Genomic DNA, 16,919 nt, shown 5'->3' with positions numbered 1-16,919 from the left:
GGGCCGCCGAGTCTCACGCAGGACAGGTCAGTCCGTCCACGGGAACGGCCAGATCGATGAGGTAGGCGTTGACCGCCGCGGTGACGCACTCGGTCTTCGGGTAGGCGGTGTGCCCCTGGCCCTGCCAGGTCAGCAGGACGCCGCTGTCGAGGTCCTCGGCGAGGTCGACGGCGCCCGGCAGCGGGGTGACCGGATCGCCCGCGTTGCCGATGACGAGGAGCGGGGCGCTGCCCTCGGCGTCGCGCTCGGGGATGGGCGTGCGCTCGGCCTCCCACACCGAGCACGTGTACAGGCCGGCGGCCGAGCCGGCACCGAACAGCGGGTAGCGGGCGCTCCACTCGGCGACCAGTTCGCGCACGCGGGTCTCGGCCACCGTCTCCTCGGTGTCGGCGCAGTTGATCGCGACGTTCGCGTCGATCAGGTTGGAGTAGGTGCCGTCCTCGAGCCGGCCGCTGTAGTCGTCGGCCAGCGAGAACAGCGCCCGGGCGTCCCCGTTGCGCGCGGCGGCCAGGCCCTGCGCCAGCTGCGGCCAGGACGCGGTGTCGTACAGCGCGGCCTGCACCGCCGTCAGGACGACGCCGGGCGTGGCCTGCCGGGTCTCGCCCTCCTCGCTGCTCGGGATGGGTGTGGTCTGCGCCTGCGCGAGGAGCTCCTCGAGGAACCGGCGCGGATCGTCACCCAGCGGGCAGCCGGCGATCAGGCCCCGGCAGTTCTCGGCGAAGGCGTCGAAGCCGGCCTCGAACCCCGCGGCGCTGGCCTCCGCGTCGGCGATCGCGTCGGTGTCGGGGTCGACGGCGGCGTCGAGCACCATGGCGCGCACCCGGTCGGGGTAGAGCTCGGCGTAGGTGGAGCCCAGCGTGGTGCCGTAGGAGTAGCCGAGGTAGTTCAGCTGCTCCTCGCCCAGTGACTGCCGGATCTGCTCCATGTCGCGGGCGGTGTCGACGGTGTTGAAGGTGCCCAGCGCCTCGCCGTACTCCTCGGCGCAGCCCTCGGCCACCTCCCGGGAGAGCGCGAAGACGTCGTCGAGCTGCTCCGCCGTGGTGGGCCGGGGCTCCGCGGCGATCGCGCGGTCCTTCAGCTCCTTGGGGATGCACTCGACGGGGGTGGAGAGCCCCACGCCGCGCGGGTCGAAGCCGACGACGTCGAAGCGGCGCAGCACGTCCTCGGGGAGGGTGAGCGCGAGCCCGATCGCGGCGTCCGCGCCGGAGCCGCCCGGCCCGCCGGGGTTGACCATGAGCGAACCGATGCGGTCGGTCTGCCCGGCCAGCACGGCCCGGACCAGGAACAGCGGCAGCGTGGCGCCGCCCGGCTCGTCGTAGCTGATCGGCACGTCGGTGCGGCCGCACTCGAAGGCGATGTCGCGCTCGCTGCCGGGCTGGCCCTCGATGAGCGGCTGGATCTGCGCGTCGCAGTCGGTCCACTCGATGGGTGCGACCTGCGGCTCGGCCGGCGCCGTCGTCGTGGCGGCGGCCGGCTCCTCCGCGGTGTCGGCGAAGGAGGTGCAGCCGGTCAGTGCCAGCGGCAATGCCAGCAGCAGGCCGGACGCGACGGCCGGGAGGCCACGGTGCAGACGCATGATCATGAGGATAGGGACTTCATCGGCGGAACCGCTCGTGCGCACGCGTCGGCTCCCTGCGAGGTCCCGCCGCGAGCATGCCAGTGGCGGGGGGGCAGGGGGTTTTCCCTCACCGGTCCAGCACCTCGGCCAGGTCGTAGCGCACCGGCACGTCGAGTTGGTCGTACGTGCAGCTGCGGGGGTCCCGGTCCGGTCGCCAGCGGAGGAAGTGGCCGGTGTGACGAAGCCGACGGCCCTCGAGCTGGTCGTACTTGACCTCCACGACCAGCTCGGGCCGCAGTGGCACCCAGGACAGGTCCTTCTTCGCGTTCCACCGGCTCACCGCGCCGGGCATGCGGTGCCCGCCGTCGGCACCGGTCTCGGCATCGGCCCAGTCCTGCCACGGGTGGCCGTCGAGCGCCTCGGCCCGGTAGGGGGCCAGCTCCTCGACCAGCTCGGCCCGGCGCTTCATCGGGAAGGACGCGGCGACACCGATGTGCTGCAGCCCGTCGCCGTCGTAGAGGCCGAGCAGCAACGAGCCGACGACCGGGCCGCTCTTGTGCCAGCGGAACCCGGCGACCACGCAGTCCGCCGTCCGGACGTGCTTGATCTTGGCCATCAGCCGTTGGTCGGGCCCGTAGGGGAGCTCGCCGTTCTTGGCGACGACGCCGTCCAGGCCGGCGCCCTCGAACGTCTCGAACCACCGCTGGGCGGTGCCGGCGTCGCGGCTGATCGCGGTGACGTGCACCGGTGGGCGGATCCCGGCGAGCACGGTGCGCAGCCGCTCCTGGCGCTGGGCGAACGGCGCCTCCAGCAGCGACTCGTCGCCGAGGGCGAGCAGGTCGAAGGCGACGAACGAGGCCGGCGTCTGCTCGGCCAGCAGGGTCACCCGCGACTCGGCCGGGTGGATGCGCTGCAGGAGCGACTCGAACTGCAGCCGGTCGTCGCGCGCGATGACGATCTCGCCGTCGACCACGCACCGCTCCGGCAGCTGCTCCTTCACCGCGGCCACCACCTCGGGGAAGTAGCGGGTGAGCGGCCGCTCGTTGCGGCTGCCGAGCTCGACCTCGTCGCCGTCGCGGAAGACGATGCAGCGGAACCCGTCCCACTTGGGCTCGTAGAACCACTCGTCGCCGGTGGGGATCGTGGTGACGGCCTTGGCCAGCATCGGCTTCACCGGCAGCTGCAGGGGCAGGTCCATGCCGGGCAGTCAAGCAGTTCCCGCCGTGGCAGGGTGCCGGCATGGCGACGATCCACCGCACCACGATGGTGCCGACGAAGCTCGAGCTGCTCACCGCGTGGCTGCCCCGGCAGCCGTGGTACCGCTCCACGGGTGCCCCGCCGGCGCTGCGGCGGGCCGGCGGCTTCCGGCTCGACGACCCCGCGGGCGAGGTCGGGCTCGAGTTCGTCGTGGTCACCGACGGCCCGCCGGGCGGGGAGACGACGTACTTCGTGCCGCTGAGCTACCGCGGCGCCCCGCTGGCCGGGGCCGAGGAGAGCCTCGTCGGCACCTCGGAGCACGGGGTGCTGGGACTCCGGTGGATCTACGACGCCGCGGCGGACCCCGTGGCGATCGCCCAGCTGCTGGCCCTGGTGCGGGGGGCGGCCCGGGCGCAGCACCAGGACGACAGCGACACCCTGGACCCCTCGGTGACCCGCCGCTGGAGGGGGGACGACGAGGCGCGGCCGGCGGTCGAGCTGGTCCGCGTGCTGCCGGAGGACGGGGAGGCCGGGTCGGGGATCGGGTCGGTCGAGGCCGGCTGGACACGCGCGGACGGCAGGCCCGCCCGCGGCACGGTCGTCGTCGTCCGGTGACCGGACCCCGAACGGGGCGAGGCGCCGATCAGCCGACGTCGTAGCGGGTGAACAGCATCCCGTCCTCCTCGAGCACCTGGCGCAGCGTCAGCCGCGCCGGGTGCGGGAGCGCGGTGTCGAGCAGCCGGGCCTCGCCCCCGACGAGGGCCGGGGAGACCGACAGGTCGAGCTCGTCGACCACCCCCGCGGCCAGCGCCGAGCGGAGCAGCTGGGGCCCGCCCTCGCAGGTCACCTGCTCCAGACCGCGGTCGGCCAGCGCGTCGAGAGCCGCCGGCAGGTCGACGTCGTCGTCACCGCAGACCAGGACCTCCGCTCCGGCGTCGGCCAGCGCGGCCCGGCGGGCGGGGTCGGCGACCGCGCAGGTGACGACGATGGTGGGGGAGACGGCGTCGGCCACCAGCCGGCCCGCGGGGTCCAGCGACGCCCGCCGGGAGACCACGGCGATCGGCGCGGTCGCGGACACCCCCGTGCTCCTGCGCAGCCGGCCGACCTCGGAGTCCGGCAGCACCGGCCGGTAGCCCTCGGCCGCCGCGGTGCCGTGCCCGACGAGGACGACGTCGGCCAGCGCGCGCAGCACCCGGAACACCCGCCGGTCGCCCGGGGAGCCCAGCCCCCCGCTCACCCCGCCGACGGTGATGGCGCCGTCGGGCGAGGCGATGAAGTCCATCCGCAGCCGGCGCCCCGGCGGGCAGCGGTAGGCCTCGAGCAGACCGGCGTCGTCCAGTTCGGCCGGCTCCGGGAGGAGGCGGCGCATCAGCGGGTGCTGAACACGGCCGCACTCTCCGCGGCGAGGGTGACCGTCTCCTCGGCCACCGTCGGCACGTCGGCGGTGCTGAAGAGGACGTCGGCCACCGGCCGGTCGAGGTCGATCTCCCGCGGCTCCCCAGCCAGGTTCAGCACCACACGCAGCGAGCCGCGGTGGACCACCATCCAGCGGTCGGCGTCGTCCCAGGTGACCTGCACGGCGGAGAGGTCGGGGTCGACCAGGTCGGGGTGGGCGCGGCGCAGCGCCAGCAGCGACCGGTGCACGGCCAGCAGGCGCTCGTGCGGCTCCTGCGACAGCTCCGACCAGTCCAGCTTGGAGCGGGTGAACGTCTCCGGGTCCTGCGGGTCGGGGACGACGTCGGGGTCCCAGCCGTGCTCGGCGAACTCGCCGATCCGGCCCTCGGCCGTGGCCTTGCCCAGCTCGGGCTCGGGGTGGCTGGTGAAGAACTGCCACGGCGTGGTGGCGCCCCACTCCTCGCCCATGAAGAGCATCGGCGTGAACGGGCTGGTGAGCACCACGGTGGCGCCCACGGCGAGCAGGCCGGGGGAGAGGCCGGCCGAGATGCGGTCGCCGACGGCGCGGTTGCCGATCTGGTCGTGGTCCTGCAGGTAGGCGAGGAACTTCCAGCCGGGCAGGCGTGCGGTGTCCACCGGCCGGCCGTGCGAGCGCCGCCGGAAGCTCGACCAGGTGCCGTCGTGGAAGAAGGCGCCGGTCAGCGTCTTCGCCAGCCCGGGCAGCCCGGCGTCGGCGAAGTCGGCGTAGTAGCCCTGGCTCTCCCCGGTCAGCGTGGCGTGCAGCGCGTGGTGGAAGTCGTCGCTCCACTGGGCGGCCAGCCCGGTGCCCCCGGCCGCGCGCGGGGTGACCAGGCGCGGATCGTTGAGGTCGCTCTCGGCGATCAGCGTCAGCGGCCGGCCGACGGCGACCGACAAGCTGTCCACCTCGACGGCCATCTGCTCGAGGATCGGTACGGCGCGTTCGTCGACGAGGGCGTGCACCGCGTCCAGACGCAGGCCGTCGACGTGCATGTCGCGCAGCCACATCTGCACGTTGTCCAGGATGTAGCGGCGGACCTCGTCGGAGTCCGGGCCGCTCAGGTTGATCGACTCGCCCCAGGTGTTGGACCCGCCCTCGGCGAAGATCGGGAAGAACTCGGGCAGGTAGTTCCCCGACGGGCCGAGGTGGTTGTAGACGACGTCCTGGATCACGCCGATGCCCTGCTGGTGGCAGGCGTCGACGAACCGCTGGTAGGCCTCGGGCCCGCCGTACTCCTCCTGCACCGCGTACCAGAGGACGCCGTCGTATCCCCAGTTGTGCGTGCCGTTGAACCCGTTCACCGGCAGCAGCTCGACGAAGTCCACGCCGAGGCGCACCAGGTGCCCCAGCCGGCCGATCGCGGCATCGAGGGTGCCCTCGGGCGTGAACGTGCCGATGTGCAGCTCGTAGACCACGCCCCCGGCCAGCGGCCGACCGGTCCATGCCCGGTCGCCCCACTCGTAGGCCCAGGGGTCGAAGAGGCGGGACAGGCCGTGCACGCCCGCCGGCTGCCGGCGCGAGCGCGGGTCGGGGCGCGGCGTCTCGCCGTCGTCGAGCAGGAACCCGTAGTCGGCGTCGGGCCGGGCGTCGACCTCGGCGCGCCACCAGCCACCGTCGTCCCGGCGCATGTCGTGCACGGTGCCGTCGACCTGCACACGCACGCGCTCGGGCAGCGGGGCCCAGACGGAGAACTCGACGGGTGCGGACATGCAGTGTGCCTCCCAGGCAGCGCGGACAGCCTGGCCGGTGGTCGCAGGCGCGAGCTTCATGCCCCCATCGCCGGGGCCCAACCGTGCCGGGGTCACCGCACTCGACCCCGGATCGCGGGTCCGCCCGACGACGGACGCCTCCGGCCCTGGGAACGGACCGGCGATGTCGGCACCATGGGCGCCGGGAACGAACTCAGTCGCGGACGAGCAGGGCCACCGGCAGCCGGGTGAGCAACGAGTCGACGGCGACGCCGGCCACGTCGGAGACCGCCCGCTCCCCGGTGAACAGGTCCCGCCAGGCGCCGTTGGGCAGCTGGAGCGCGGTGTCGCCCCAGCCCTCGGCGGCCAGGCGGGCCGGCAGCCGGGTCGCCACGACGACGACGCCCCCGCGGTCGTAGGCGACGACCTGGTCCGCGGCCGACCCGGTCACCGCGACGGGCTCGTACCCCGCGAACCACTCCGGGTGGTCCCGCCGGGTCCGCAGCGTGCGCGAGGTGACGAGAAGCTTGGCCGCCCCCGTCCCGTCGACGGCCGGGACCTCGCCACCGTCCAGCGAGGCCAGCACCTTCCGCCGCAGCGCGTAGTCCACCGGCCGGCGGTTGTCCGGGTCGACCAGGGAGAAGTCCCACAGCTCGGTGCCCTGGTAGACGTCGGGGACGCCCGGCATCGTGAGCTGCAGCAGCTTCTGGCTGAGCGAGTTCGACCAGCCCAGCGGTGCGATCCGGGTGACGAAGGCGTCGAGCTCCGCCGTCGTCGCCGGGTCGTCGTAGGCGGCGTCGACCAGCGCGTGCAGCTGCTCCTCGAACGCCTGGACCGGGTCGGTCCAGGTGGTGGACGTCCCCGCCTCGCGGGCGGCCTTCTCCACGTAGGCGTGCGCGCGCTCCCGGGAGAGCGGCCACGCGCCGACGAGGTTCTGCCACACCAGGTGCGCGAGCGACCGGTCGGCCAGCGGGTGCCGGGCCAGCCAGCCCCGCACGAGCTGCGCCCACTCGGTCGGGATCTCGGCGAGGACCGCGAGCCGGGCGCGGACGTCCTCGCTGCGCTTGGTGTCGTGGGTCGACAGCGTCGTCATCGACTCGGGGTAGCGCTTCGCCCGGCGCTGCTGGGCCGCGTGGAACTCCGCGACGGTGCTGCCGAATCGTGCCGGGTCGCCGCCCACCTCGTTGAGCGCGACGAACCGCGCCCACCGGTAGTAGGCGCTGTCCTCGACGCCCTTGGCCATGACCGGCCCGCTGGTCTGCTCGAACCGGGTGGCTGCCTCGGTGCCGGCCTGCGACAGCACCGGGTGCAGCGCGTCCAGCGCGGCAGCCAGATCCGGCCGGCGCCGGCGCACGGCCGCCACCGTGGCATCGAGGTGCTCCCGGCCGTCGGGCAGGTAGCTGCGGTACACGGGGAAGGAGGCGAGCAGTTCGGCCAGCGCCTCGGTCTGCTGCGCGGTGTCCACACCGGGCAGCTCGCCGATGACCCGCACCAGCCGGGCGACCTCCGAGCCGAGCATCCCATCGGTGACCTCGCGCTTGCAGTCGTGCACCAGCTGCGCGTAGTCCACCCGCCGGCCGGCGAGCTCGGTGTCCAGCGCGGTGAGCGCCTCTTCACCGGCCGGGTCGACGAGCACCTCGTCGACCTCGGCGAGCGCGTCGTAGCCGGTCGTCCCCGCCGTCGCCCAGGACTCCGGCAGGTCCTCGCCCGGCTCGAGGATCTTCTCCACGACCGTCCAGCGGTTCCCCGACGCCTCGGCGAGCCGGTCGAGGTAGCCCTTCGGGTCGGCCAGCCCGTCCGGGTGGTCGATCCGCAGCCCGTCCACGGCGCCGTCGCGCACGAAGCGCAGCACCAGCTCGTGGGTCGCGTCGAAGACCGCCGGGTCCTCCACGCGCAGCCCGGCCAGGGTGTTGATCGCGAAGAACCGGCGGTAGTTCAGGTCAGAGTCGGCACGCCGCCAGTCGACCAGCTCGTAGTGCTGCCGGGCGTGCACCTCCTGCGGGGTACCGCCCCCGCTGCCGGGGGCCAGGGGGAACCGGTTGTCGTAGTAGCGCAGCTCGCCGTCGACGACCTCGAGCTTCTCGACGTCGTCGGCCGATCCGAGGACGGGGATGCGGATCTTGCCGCCGCCGAAGTCCCAGTCGACGTCGAACGCCGCCGCGTGCGCAGAGGCCTGCCCGTGCTGCAGGACGTCCCACCACCACCGCGCCGCCGACGGGTCGTCGACCCCCATGTGATTGGGCACCAGGTCCAGCACCAGCCCCAAGCCGTGCTCGTGCAGCGCGGCGACGAACCGGTCGAACCCGGCCTGGCCGCCGCGCGCCTCGTCGACGTGCGCGTGGTCCACGGTGTCGTAGCCGTGCGTGCTCCCCTCCGCCGAGCGGAGCAGGGGGGAGGAGTAGGCGTGGGTGACGCCGAGGTCGGCGAGGTACCCGGCGACGTCGGCGGCGTCCTGCAGTGGGAACCCGGCGTGGACCTGCAGCCGGTAGGTCGCCGACGGCACCCCGCGACGGCGCTCGCCGCCCGGCACCTGGATGGGCCCGGTCACAGCGCGGGTCCGGTCAGCACGACGATCGACCGCCCGCGGACCGTCACCGCCTCGCCCGGCTTGACCTCCACCGGCGGCACCTCGTTCATCTCGGCGGTGTCGAGCAGCGTCGTCCAGCTCCGCGAGTAGTCCTCGCTGGGCAGGGAGAACTCGATCGGCTCGTGCGAGGCGTTGTAGGCCAGGTAGAAGTGGTCGTCGGAGACGTACTCGCCGCGTTCGTCGGTCTCCCGGATGCCGACGCCGTTGAGGTAGACGGCCAGCGACTTGGCGTAGGCGGCGTCCCAGTCCTCGTCGGCCATCTCCTCACCGGCCGGGGTGAGCCAGGCGATGTCCGGCACCGGGTCGCCCAGACCACGGCGGACCGGACGGCCGTGGAAGAACCGGCGACGGCGGAACGTCGGGTGGTCGCAGCGGAGCTGGGTCACCTTCTTGGTGAACTCGAGCAGCCCCTCGTCCACGTTCTCCCAGTCGATCCAGGTGAGCTCGGAGTCCTGGCAGTAGCCGTTGTTGTTCCCGCGCTGGCTCCTGCCCAGCTCGTCGCCGTGCAGCAGCATCGGCACGCCCTGGCTGAGCATCAGCGTGGCGATGAAGTTCCGGCGCTGCTGGGCCCGCAGCTGCAGGATCTCCGGGTCGTCCGTCTCGCCCTCGACGCCGCAGTTCCAGCTGCGGTTGTGGCTCTCGCCGTCGTTGTTGTCCTCGCCGTTGGCCTCGTTGTGCTTCTCGTTGTAGGAGACGAGGTCGTTGAGGGTGAACCCGTCGTGCGCGGTGACGAAGTTGATGCTGGCCATCGGACGACGTCCGGAGTGCTGGTAGAGGTCGGAGGAGCCGGAGATCCGGTCGGCGAACTCGCCGATCGTGCCGCCCTCGCCGCGCCAGAAGTCGCGGACCGTGTCGCGGTACTTGCCGTTCCACTCGGTCCACAGGGCCGGGAAGTTGCCGACCTGGTACCCGCCCTCGCCGACGTCCCACGGCTCGGCGATCAGCTTCACCTGGCTGACCACCGGGTCCTGGTGCACCAGGTCGAAGAAGGTCGCCAGCCGGTCGACGGCGTGCAGCTCGCGGGCCAGCGCGGAGGCGAGGTCGAAGCGGAAGCCGTCGACGTGCATCTCGGTGACCCAGTACCGAAGCGAGTCCATGATCAGCTGCAGCGACTGCGGCGTCCGGACGTTGAGGGTGTTCCCGGTGCCGGTGTAGTCCATGTAGAACTGCTCGTCGCCCTCGACGAGCTTGTAGTACGTGCGGTTGTCGATGCCGCGGAACGACAGCGTCGGGCCCAGGTGGTTGCCCTCGGCCGTGTGGTTGTAGACCACGTCGAGGATGACCTCGATGCCCGCCTCGTGCAGGGCCCGGACCATGCCCTTGAACTCCTGCACGTGCTGCCCAGCCGTGGGGTCGCTGGCGTACTCGTTGTGCGGCGCGAAGAAGCCGATCGTGTTGTAACCCCAGTAGTTGCGCAGGCCCTTCTGCTGGAGGGTGTCGTCCTGCACGAACTGGTGGACGGGAAGCAGCTCGATCGCGGTGATGCCGAGGTCGGTGAGATGCTGGATGGTCGCCGGGTGCGCGACGCCGGCGTAGGTGCCGCGCAGCTCCTCGGGGATCCGGGGATTGGTCATGGTCAGGCCCTTGACGTGGGCCTCGTAGATGACGGTCTTGTTGTACGGGGTCTTCGGGGGGCGGTCCACGCCCCAGTCGAAGAACGGGTTGACGACGACGGACTTCGGCATGTGCGCTGCGGAGTCGTCGTCGTTGCGCTCCTTGGTCTCGAAGTCGTAGCCGAAGACCGCCTGGTCCCAGTCGATCTGGCCGTCGATCGCCTTGGCGTACGGGTCGAGCAGGAGCTTGTTGGGGTTGCAGCGCAGCCCCTGGGCCGGATCGTGCGGGCCGTGCACGCGGAAGCCGTACTTCTGCCCCGGGTGGATGCCGGGGAGGAACGCGTGCCAGACGTAGCCGTCCATCTCCGGCAGTCGGATGCGCTCCTCGTTGCCCTGGTCGTCGAACAGGCACAGCTCCACCTTCTCGGCCACCTCGCTGAAGATGGCGAAGTTGGTGCCGGTGCCGTCGTACGTGGCACCGAGGGGGTAGGCACTACCGGGCCACACCTGGGTCATCTGGGGAGTTCCTCCTGCGCAGGGCGCCCCGGGGCTGGGGGCACGTGACCCGGGCATGCTCGCGTGGCCGGGTCGGGACGGGCGTCGGAACCCCGTTGCCCGCGCGGGGGCCCCGCCACACCTCGACGGTGTGTGACACGCGCCGGTGCTCCCACGCGCTCCGGCCGCACCCGTCGGCCGGAGCCGACGACGCCCCCCGCAGCGGGCCGCGGGGGGCGTCGTGCGCAGGTCCGGCCTCGGTGCCACCGGCCGCCCGGCCGGAGGCCTGCGGGTGTCGCCCCCTTCCGGGCCGCCGGCGGTGCGCCGGGGTCCGACCTCGCCCGGGGGCCCGGGTGGCGCTGGTCCTCGGCGCGGAGCGCTCCTGCGACTGGGCACGCTAGGGGGGCGCAGGGGGAGAGACAAGTACCCGCCCTGCCGCACCCGCCCCGGGCGCCCCAGCGGTGGCGGAGCGCCGCTCGCGACGCGTTCTGTCACACCCCCGTCGTACCGTCGACGGCGTGCGCACGACCACCGATCTCCGGCCCACCCAGGGGCGCTTCCGCGTCGTCAGCGAGTTCGACCCCTCGGGCGACCAGCCGGCGGCGATCAAGGCGCTCGCCGAGCGGGTGAACGCGGGGGAGAAGGACGTCGTCCTGCTCGGTGCCACCGGTACCGGGAAGTCGGCGACGACGGCCTGGCTGATCGAGCAGGTGCAGCGCCCGACGCTGGTCATGGCGCCGAACAAGACCCTCGCCGCGCAGCTGGCCAACGAGTTCAAGGAGCTCATGCCCGACGCCGCGGTCGAGTACTTCGTGTCGTACTACGACTACTACCAGCCCGAGGCCTACGTCCCGCAGACCGACACCTACATCGAGAAGGACTCCTCGATCAACGAGGAGGTCGAGCGGCTGCGGCACTCCGCCACCAACAGCCTGCTCACCCGGCGGGACGTCGTGGTGGTCTCCACCGTCTCCTGCATCTACGGCCTGGGCACGCCCGAGGAGTACGTCGACCGCGCGCTGAAGATCTCCGTGGGGGAGGAGCGCGACCGCGACGAGCTGCTGCGCACCCTGGTCACCGAGCAGTACACCCGCAACGACCTCTCCTTCACCCGGGGCACGTTCCGCGTGCGCGGCGACACGATCGAGATCTTCCCGGTCTACGAGGAGCTGGCCGTCCGGATCGAGATGTTCGGGGACGAGGTCGAGCGGCTGTACTACCTGCACCCGCTCACCGGCGAGGTCGTCCGCGAGGTCGAGGAGCTGTTCGTCTTCCCCGCCAGCCACTACGTCGCGGGCCCCGACCGCATGGAGCGGGCCATCGCCTCGATCGAAGCCGAGCTCGAGGTGCGGCTCGCCGAGCTGGACAAGCAGGGCAAGCTCCTGGAGGCGCAGCGGCTGCGCATGCGCACCACCTACGACATCGAGATGATGCGTCAGGTCGGCTTCTGCTCCGGCATCGAGAACTACTCGCGGCACATCGACGGGCGCAGCCCCGGCTCGGCCGGCGCCTGCCTCATCGACTACTTCCCCGACGACTTCCTGCTGGTCATCGACGAGTCCCACGTGACCGTGCCGCAGATCGGCGGCATGTACGAGGGCGACATGAGCCGCAAGCGGACGCTCGTCGAGCACGGCTTCCGGCTCCCGTCGGCGATGGACAACCGCCCGCTGAAGTGGGAGGAGTTCACCGACCGGATCGGCCAGACGGTCTACCTCTCGGCCACGCCGGGGCCCTACGAGCTCGGCCGCAGCCAGGGCGAGTTCGTCGAGCAGGTCATCCGGCCGACCGGCCTGATCGACCCGGAGGTCGTGGTCAAGCCGACCAAGGGCCAGATCGACGACCTGGTCCACGAGATCCGGCTGCGCACGGAGAAGGACGAGCGCGTACTCGTCACCACCCTGACGAAGAAGATGGCCGAGGACCTCACCGACTACCTGCTCGAGCTGGGCATCAAGGTCCGGTACCTGCACTCGGAGGTCGACACCCTCCGGCGGGTGGAGCTGCTCCGCGAGCTGCGGCAGGGCGAGTACGACGTGCTGGTCGGCATCAACCTGCTCCGCGAGGGCCTCGACCTGCCCGAGGTGTCGCTGGTCGCCATCCTCGACGCCGACAAGGAGGGGTTCCTCCGCTCGGGCACCTCGCTGATCCAGACGATCGGCCGCGCGGCCCGGAACGTCTCCGGTCAGGTGCACATGTACGCCGACAAGATCACCCCGTCGATGGCGCAGGCCATCGACGAGACCAGCCGTCGGCGGGAGAAGCAGATCGCCTACAACACCGAGCGCGGCATCGACCCGCAGCCGCTCCGGAAGAAGATCGTCGACATCCTCGACGGCATCTACCGCGACGCGGAGGACACCGAGGGCGCCACCGAGCTGCTGGGCGGCTCCGGCCGCCAGCAGTCGCGGGGCAAGTCGCCGGTGCCCGGCCTGTCGTCGAGGAAGGCGGCCGGCGGCAAGGCCAAGGCCGGCTCGATCGACGTGCAGGGCCTGCCGCGGGCGGAGCTGGCCGATCTCATCACGCAGATGAACGAGCAGATGCTGACCGCCGCCCGCGAGCTGCAGTTCGAGGTCGCCGCCCGGCTGCGGGACGAGCTGAACGAGCTGAAGAAGGAGCTGCGCCAGTTCGACGCGGCGCACGCCTGAGCCGGCGTCGCGTGGCCGACGGCGTCGCCGCGCGCCGACCGAGCCAGCGGCCCTACCATCAGCCGCAGAGGCGTTCGTGCGTCCAGCCGGTAGGGTTCGTGCGTGGAGGGGAGTATCCCCCGCGGCAGGGTCGTCATCACGGGGTCTTCCCATCCAGGGTCAGGGCCCCCGGCGCTGCCGGTCGCACGGGCAGGGCGCGTGCGGCGGGAGAGACCTCCGGTCACTGACGACTGCCAGTATTCCGGAGGTATCTGCCATGGACGTGCCCTTCTGGGTGTGGGCTGTCACGGTCGGCGCGATCGTGGGGATGCTCGTCTTCGACTTCTACGGGCACGTGCGCACCCCGCATGCTCCGACCTTGAAGGAGTCGGCCACCTGGTCGGCCATCTACGTGGGGGTGGCGGTCCTGTTCGGGCTGCTGGTCCTGTGGGCCTACGGCGGCACGTACGGCGGCGAGTACTTCGCCGGCTACATCACCGAGAAGAGCCTGTCGGTGGACAACCTGTTCGTCTTCGTCCTGATCATGGCCAGCTTCGCGGTACCCCGGGCGCTGCAGCAGAAGGTGCTGCTGTTCGGGATCGCCTTCGCGCTCGTGCTCCGGACGATCTTCATCTTCATCGGTGCTGCCGCGATCGAGAACTTCAGCTGGATCTTCTACATCTTCGGCGGGTTCCTGATCTACACGGCCTGGGCCCAGGCGCGCAGCGGTGGCCACGAGGAGGAGGAGGAGTTCAAGGAGAACTTCCTCCTCCGGCTCACCCGCAAGGCGGTGCCGACGACGGACGACTTCCACGGCGACCGCATGCTGACCAAGATCCAGGGCAAGCGCTACATCACGCCGCTGGCGATCGCACTGGTGGCCATCGGCAGCGCCGACATCCTCTTCGCCGTCGACTCGATCCCGGCGATCTTCGGGTTGACCCAGGAGACGTACCTCGTCTTCACCGCGAACGCCTTCGCGCTGCTGGGGCTGCGCCAGCTGTTCTTCCTCATCGACGGACTGTTGGACCGCCTGGTCTACCTGGCCTACGGCCTGGCCGTCATCCTCGGCTTCATCGGCATCAAGCTGCTCATCCATGCGCTGCACACCAACGAGCTGCCCTTCATCAACGGCGGGGAGCACGTCACGGTGGTGCCGGAGATCCCGACCTGGCTCTCCCTGTCGGTCATCCTGGTCACCCTGCTCGTGACCACCCTCGCCAGCCTGGCCAAGAACAAGCGGGATCGGCTGGAGGGTTACGCCAGCCCGACGGACGCCGGGGACCCGGGCGCCGACCGGACCGGGCGCAACGTGGCCGCCCCCGGGAGCCATGACGGGCTCGACACCCCCGGGCGCGGGGACGGGCCGCCGGACCCGAGGTCCGCCCCGGTGACGTCCCGCGACGAGCATTCGAAGGAGTGAGCCGAGGCCGGAGCCGCCCGGGGTGGGCTGATCCCCCTCGGGCGGCGTCGGCCGCCTGACCCGGAGCGCCGTCCCGGGATGCAGGTCACCCAGGAGGCTCTCGATCCCGGTGATCATCGTCTTCAGTGCCCGCCACGGCCCGCCGCGGAGGCCGAGCCGTTCGCCGTCGGCAGCGAGGACCTGAGCGGGAGCTGCTCCGGTCGCTGAGCCGACCGGGTCCGCGGCCGCGTCCGCACGGGGGCGGACCCGGCACTCCACTCGGCTAGCGTCGCCGACATGCGGCCGACGGACCTCGCGCTCCTGCGCACCCCTGGGACGCCGACGGTCTCCCCGGACGGGCGGATGGCCGTGGTGGCCGTCGGCTGGCCGGACCTGGAGACCGACGAGTACCGCAGCCAGCTGTGGGCGGTGCCGACCGACGGCTCCGCGCCCGCCCGGCCCCTCACCTCCGGCCACCGGGACACCGACCCGGTGTTCTCCCCGGACGGGCGGTGGCTGGCCTACCTGGGCGCGGAGGCCGGGAGCCGGCCGCAACTCCACGTGCTGCCGTCCGCCGGCGGCGCCCCGCGCCGGCTGACCGACCACCTGCTGGGCGCAGGGCCGCCGGTGTGGGCACCGGACTCCCGGCGCCTGGCCTACGCCGCGCGCGTGCCCGAGCACGGGCGCTACGGCACGGTGCCCGGCGTCCACGCGGGCGCCGAGGCGCCCCGGCTGATCACTTCGCCGGTGTTCCGGCTCGACGGCGTGGGTTTCGTGCGTGACCGGCCCAGCCAGGTGTTCGTCGTCGCCCTGCCGGCCGACTTCGTCGACGACGCTGCCCCGCGACCCCGGCCGGTCCAGGTCACCAGCGGCGACGCCGACTGCACCGACGTCACTTGGCGCCCTGACGCGGGGGAGCTCGCGTTCGTCTCGGTCCGCCACGAGCGCGCCGGCCGGGACCTGGTCCGCGACGTGCACGCCGTCCGGCCCGACGGCACGGGCCTGCGCCGCCTCACCGACTCCCGCGCCGACTGCACGCAGCCCGTCTACACCCCGGACGGCACGTCCCTCCTGGTCACCGCCGTCCCCGACCTCGGCCCGGACCGGGCGGACCCCGTCGCCCGGCCGGCGGTGCCCTGCCGGATGCCCGCCGCGGGTGGGCCCCTGGAGCCGCTGCTCGACCCCGAGGTGCACCGGCGGGGGGACTCGACTGCGGCCACGGTGCTGGCCGACGGTGCCGTGCTGGTGGGCGTCGAGCGGCGGGGGACGGTCGAGCTGCTCCGGGTGCCGCTGGACGGCGGTGCACCCGAGACGCTGGTCGACGGACCCTTCGTGGCGCGGGGCGTCGCGGCCGCCGCGGGGGTCGTCGTCGCCACCGTGGCGCACGACCGGTCGGCGGGAGAGCTGCTCGCGATCACCGGCGCCGGACGCCGGCTGCTCACCGGTTTCGGCCGCGACCTGGGCGCCACCGGCCGACTGCACCGGGCGCAGGAGCGCACCGCCTCCGCACCGGACGGCCACCCGGTGCACGGCTGGGTGACCACGCCGCCGGGGCCGGGCCCGCACCCGGTGATCCTGACGGTCCACGACGGCCCGTTCCGCCAGTACGACCGCGGGCTGTGCGACGAGACCCAGGTGCACGTGTCCGCCGGCTACGCGGTGGTCCGGTGCAATCCCCGGGGATCCTCCGGCTACGGCGCCGAGCACGAGCGTGCGATCCGCGGCGCGTGGGGCGGGCCGGATGCCGACGACGTCCTGGCCTTCCTCGACGCGGCGCTGACCGACCCGGCGCTCGACCCGGACCGGGTCGGCGTCCTGGGTGGCGGCTACGGCGGGTACCTGACCACCCTGGTCATCGCGCGCACCGACCGGTTCGCCGCCGCCGCGGTGGAGGGCGCGCTCACCGATCCGGCCAGCTTCGTCGGGACCTCCGACGTCGGCTGGCACCTGGCCGACCAGTACCTCGGCGCCGACCCCGAGCGGCCGGCCGCGCAGAGCGCGCTCGAGCACGCGGACGTCATCAGCACGCCGACCCTGGTCGTCCACGCGGAGGAGGACCGGCGGGTGCCCCTGGAACAGGGCCAGCGGCTCTACGTGGAACTCGCGCGGCGCGGGGTGCCGGCCGAGCTGCTGCTGTTCCCGGGGGAGGGCCACGACCTGCCGCGCACCGGGCGGCCGAGGCACCGGCTGGCGCGCTTCGAGCACCTCCTGCGGTGGTGGGCGCGCTGGCTCCCACCCACCACGGAGGCGTTACCCGCCGACGAGCGCGGCACCGTCGAGGAGGCGGCCGGTGGCGGCCGGCTCGCGCGCGACCACGTGCACGGTCACGGAGTCACGGGTTGACCGCTGACGGTGGCGCGGCACCACGTCAGCCGGCCGGTGGGACGCAGGAGGTGTC

The 16,919-nt window shown here is 72.7% G+C and carries 10 protein-coding genes; 4 read left to right on the top strand and 6 right to left on the bottom strand.

The genetic code is table 11. The annotated features are described in order from the left end of the window. Nucleotides 1-13 precede the first annotated feature (13 nt). Both ACI791_RS14115 and ACI791_RS14110 read right to left on the bottom strand, forming a co-directional pair. Nucleotides 14-1,576 (bottom strand): alpha/beta hydrolase, encoded by a 1,563-nt coding sequence (locus tag ACI791_RS14115; protein WP_456586612.1) that lies wholly within the window; start codon nucleotides 1,574-1,576, stop codon nucleotides 14-16. 109 nt (nucleotides 1,577-1,685) lie between these two features. Next, the gene (locus tag ACI791_RS14110; protein WP_456586611.1) at nucleotides 1,686-2,756 is read right to left on the bottom strand and encodes an ATP-dependent DNA ligase; all 1,071 of its coding nucleotides are present in this window, start codon (nucleotides 2,754-2,756) and stop codon (nucleotides 1,686-1,688) included. A gap of 41 nt (nucleotides 2,757-2,797) precedes the next feature. On the opposite strand from ACI791_RS14110, the gene ACI791_RS14105 reads away from it, so the two are divergent. After that, a complete protein-coding gene (locus ACI791_RS14105) occupies nucleotides 2,798-3,370 on the top strand; it encodes a maltokinase N-terminal cap-like domain-containing protein (protein ID WP_456586610.1) in 573 nt (190 codons plus the stop codon). 28 nt (nucleotides 3,371-3,398) lie between these two features. Here the strand turns inward: ACI791_RS14105 and ACI791_RS14100 are convergent, their stop codons facing one another. The 4 genes from ACI791_RS14100 to glgX all read right to left on the bottom strand — a co-directional run bounded on the left by ACI791_RS14100 (nucleotide 3,399) and on the right by glgX (nucleotide 10,513). Next, a complete protein-coding gene (locus tag ACI791_RS14100; protein ID WP_456586609.1) occupies nucleotides 3,399-4,124 on the bottom strand; it encodes a dihydrofolate reductase family protein in 726 nt (241 codons plus the stop codon). Then, on the bottom strand, nucleotides 4,124-5,878 hold the full coding sequence (gene treZ, locus ACI791_RS14095) for a malto-oligosyltrehalose trehalohydrolase (protein WP_456586608.1): 1,755 nt from the start codon (nucleotides 5,876-5,878) through the stop codon (nucleotides 4,124-4,126). The genes ACI791_RS14100 and treZ overlap by 1 nt, the downstream gene beginning before the upstream one ends. A gap of 193 nt (nucleotides 5,879-6,071) precedes the next feature. Next, nucleotides 6,072-8,405: a malto-oligosyltrehalose synthase gene (treY, locus tag ACI791_RS14090; protein WP_456586607.1), complete on the bottom strand. Its 2,334-nt coding sequence runs from the start codon at nucleotides 8,403-8,405 to the stop codon at nucleotides 6,072-6,074. Beyond that, complete coding sequence (glgX, locus tag ACI791_RS14085; RefSeq protein WP_456586606.1) at nucleotides 8,402-10,513, bottom strand: glycogen debranching protein GlgX; 2,112 nt, start codon at nucleotides 10,511-10,513, stop codon at nucleotides 8,402-8,404. Before glgX ends, treY begins: the two co-directional genes overlap by 4 nt. Nucleotides 10,514-11,010: 497 nt before the next feature. On the opposite strand from glgX, the gene uvrB reads away from it, so the two are divergent. The 3 genes from uvrB to ACI791_RS14070 all read left to right on the top strand — a co-directional run bounded on the left by uvrB (nucleotide 11,011) and on the right by ACI791_RS14070 (nucleotide 16,864). Then, complete coding sequence (uvrB, locus tag ACI791_RS14080; protein ID WP_456586605.1) at nucleotides 11,011-13,140, top strand: excinuclease ABC subunit UvrB; 2,130 nt, start codon at nucleotides 11,011-11,013, stop codon at nucleotides 13,138-13,140. A 256-nt stretch (nucleotides 13,141-13,396) separates the two neighbouring features. Further along, complete coding sequence (locus ACI791_RS14075) at nucleotides 13,397-14,542, top strand: TerC family protein (protein WP_456586604.1); 1,146 nt, start codon at nucleotides 13,397-13,399, stop codon at nucleotides 14,540-14,542. A 276-nt stretch (nucleotides 14,543-14,818) separates the two neighbouring features. After that, complete coding sequence (locus tag ACI791_RS14070; RefSeq protein WP_456586603.1) at nucleotides 14,819-16,864, top strand: S9 family peptidase; 2,046 nt, start codon at nucleotides 14,819-14,821, stop codon at nucleotides 16,862-16,864. Nucleotides 16,865-16,919: the final 55 nt, after the last annotated feature.

The sequence above is a fragment of the Blastococcus sp. SYSU DS0973 genome (genome assembly GCF_054051055.1).
This window is presented reverse-complemented; position numbering and strand designations above follow the sequence as displayed.

What these genes read in the sequence shown, in the direction of transcription:
- ACI791_RS14115 (WP_456586612.1), bottom strand. Translation starts at nt 1,576, where the DNA reads ATGCGTCTGCACCGTGGCCTCCCGGCCGTCGCGTCCGGCCTGCTGCTG.
- ACI791_RS14110 (WP_456586611.1), bottom strand. Translation starts at nt 2,756, where the DNA reads ATGGACCTGCCCCTGCAGCTGCCGGTGAAGCCGATGCTGGCCAAGGCC.
- ACI791_RS14105 (WP_456586610.1), top strand. Translation starts at nt 2,798, where the DNA reads ATGGCGACGATCCACCGCACCACGATGGTGCCGACGAAGCTCGAGCTG.
- ACI791_RS14100 (WP_456586609.1), bottom strand. Translation starts at nt 4,124, where the DNA reads ATGCGCCGCCTCCTCCCGGAGCCGGCCGAACTGGACGACGCCGGTCTG.
- treZ (WP_456586608.1), bottom strand. Translation starts at nt 5,878, where the DNA reads ATGTCCGCACCCGTCGAGTTCTCCGTCTGGGCCCCGCTGCCCGAGCGC.
- glgX (WP_456586606.1), bottom strand. Translation starts at nt 10,513, where the DNA reads ATGACCCAGGTGTGGCCCGGTAGTGCCTACCCCCTCGGTGCCACGTAC.
- ACI791_RS14075 (WP_456586604.1), top strand. Translation starts at nt 13,397, where the DNA reads ATGGACGTGCCCTTCTGGGTGTGGGCTGTCACGGTCGGCGCGATCGTG.
- ACI791_RS14070 (WP_456586603.1), top strand. Translation starts at nt 14,819, where the DNA reads ATGCGGCCGACGGACCTCGCGCTCCTGCGCACCCCTGGGACGCCGACG.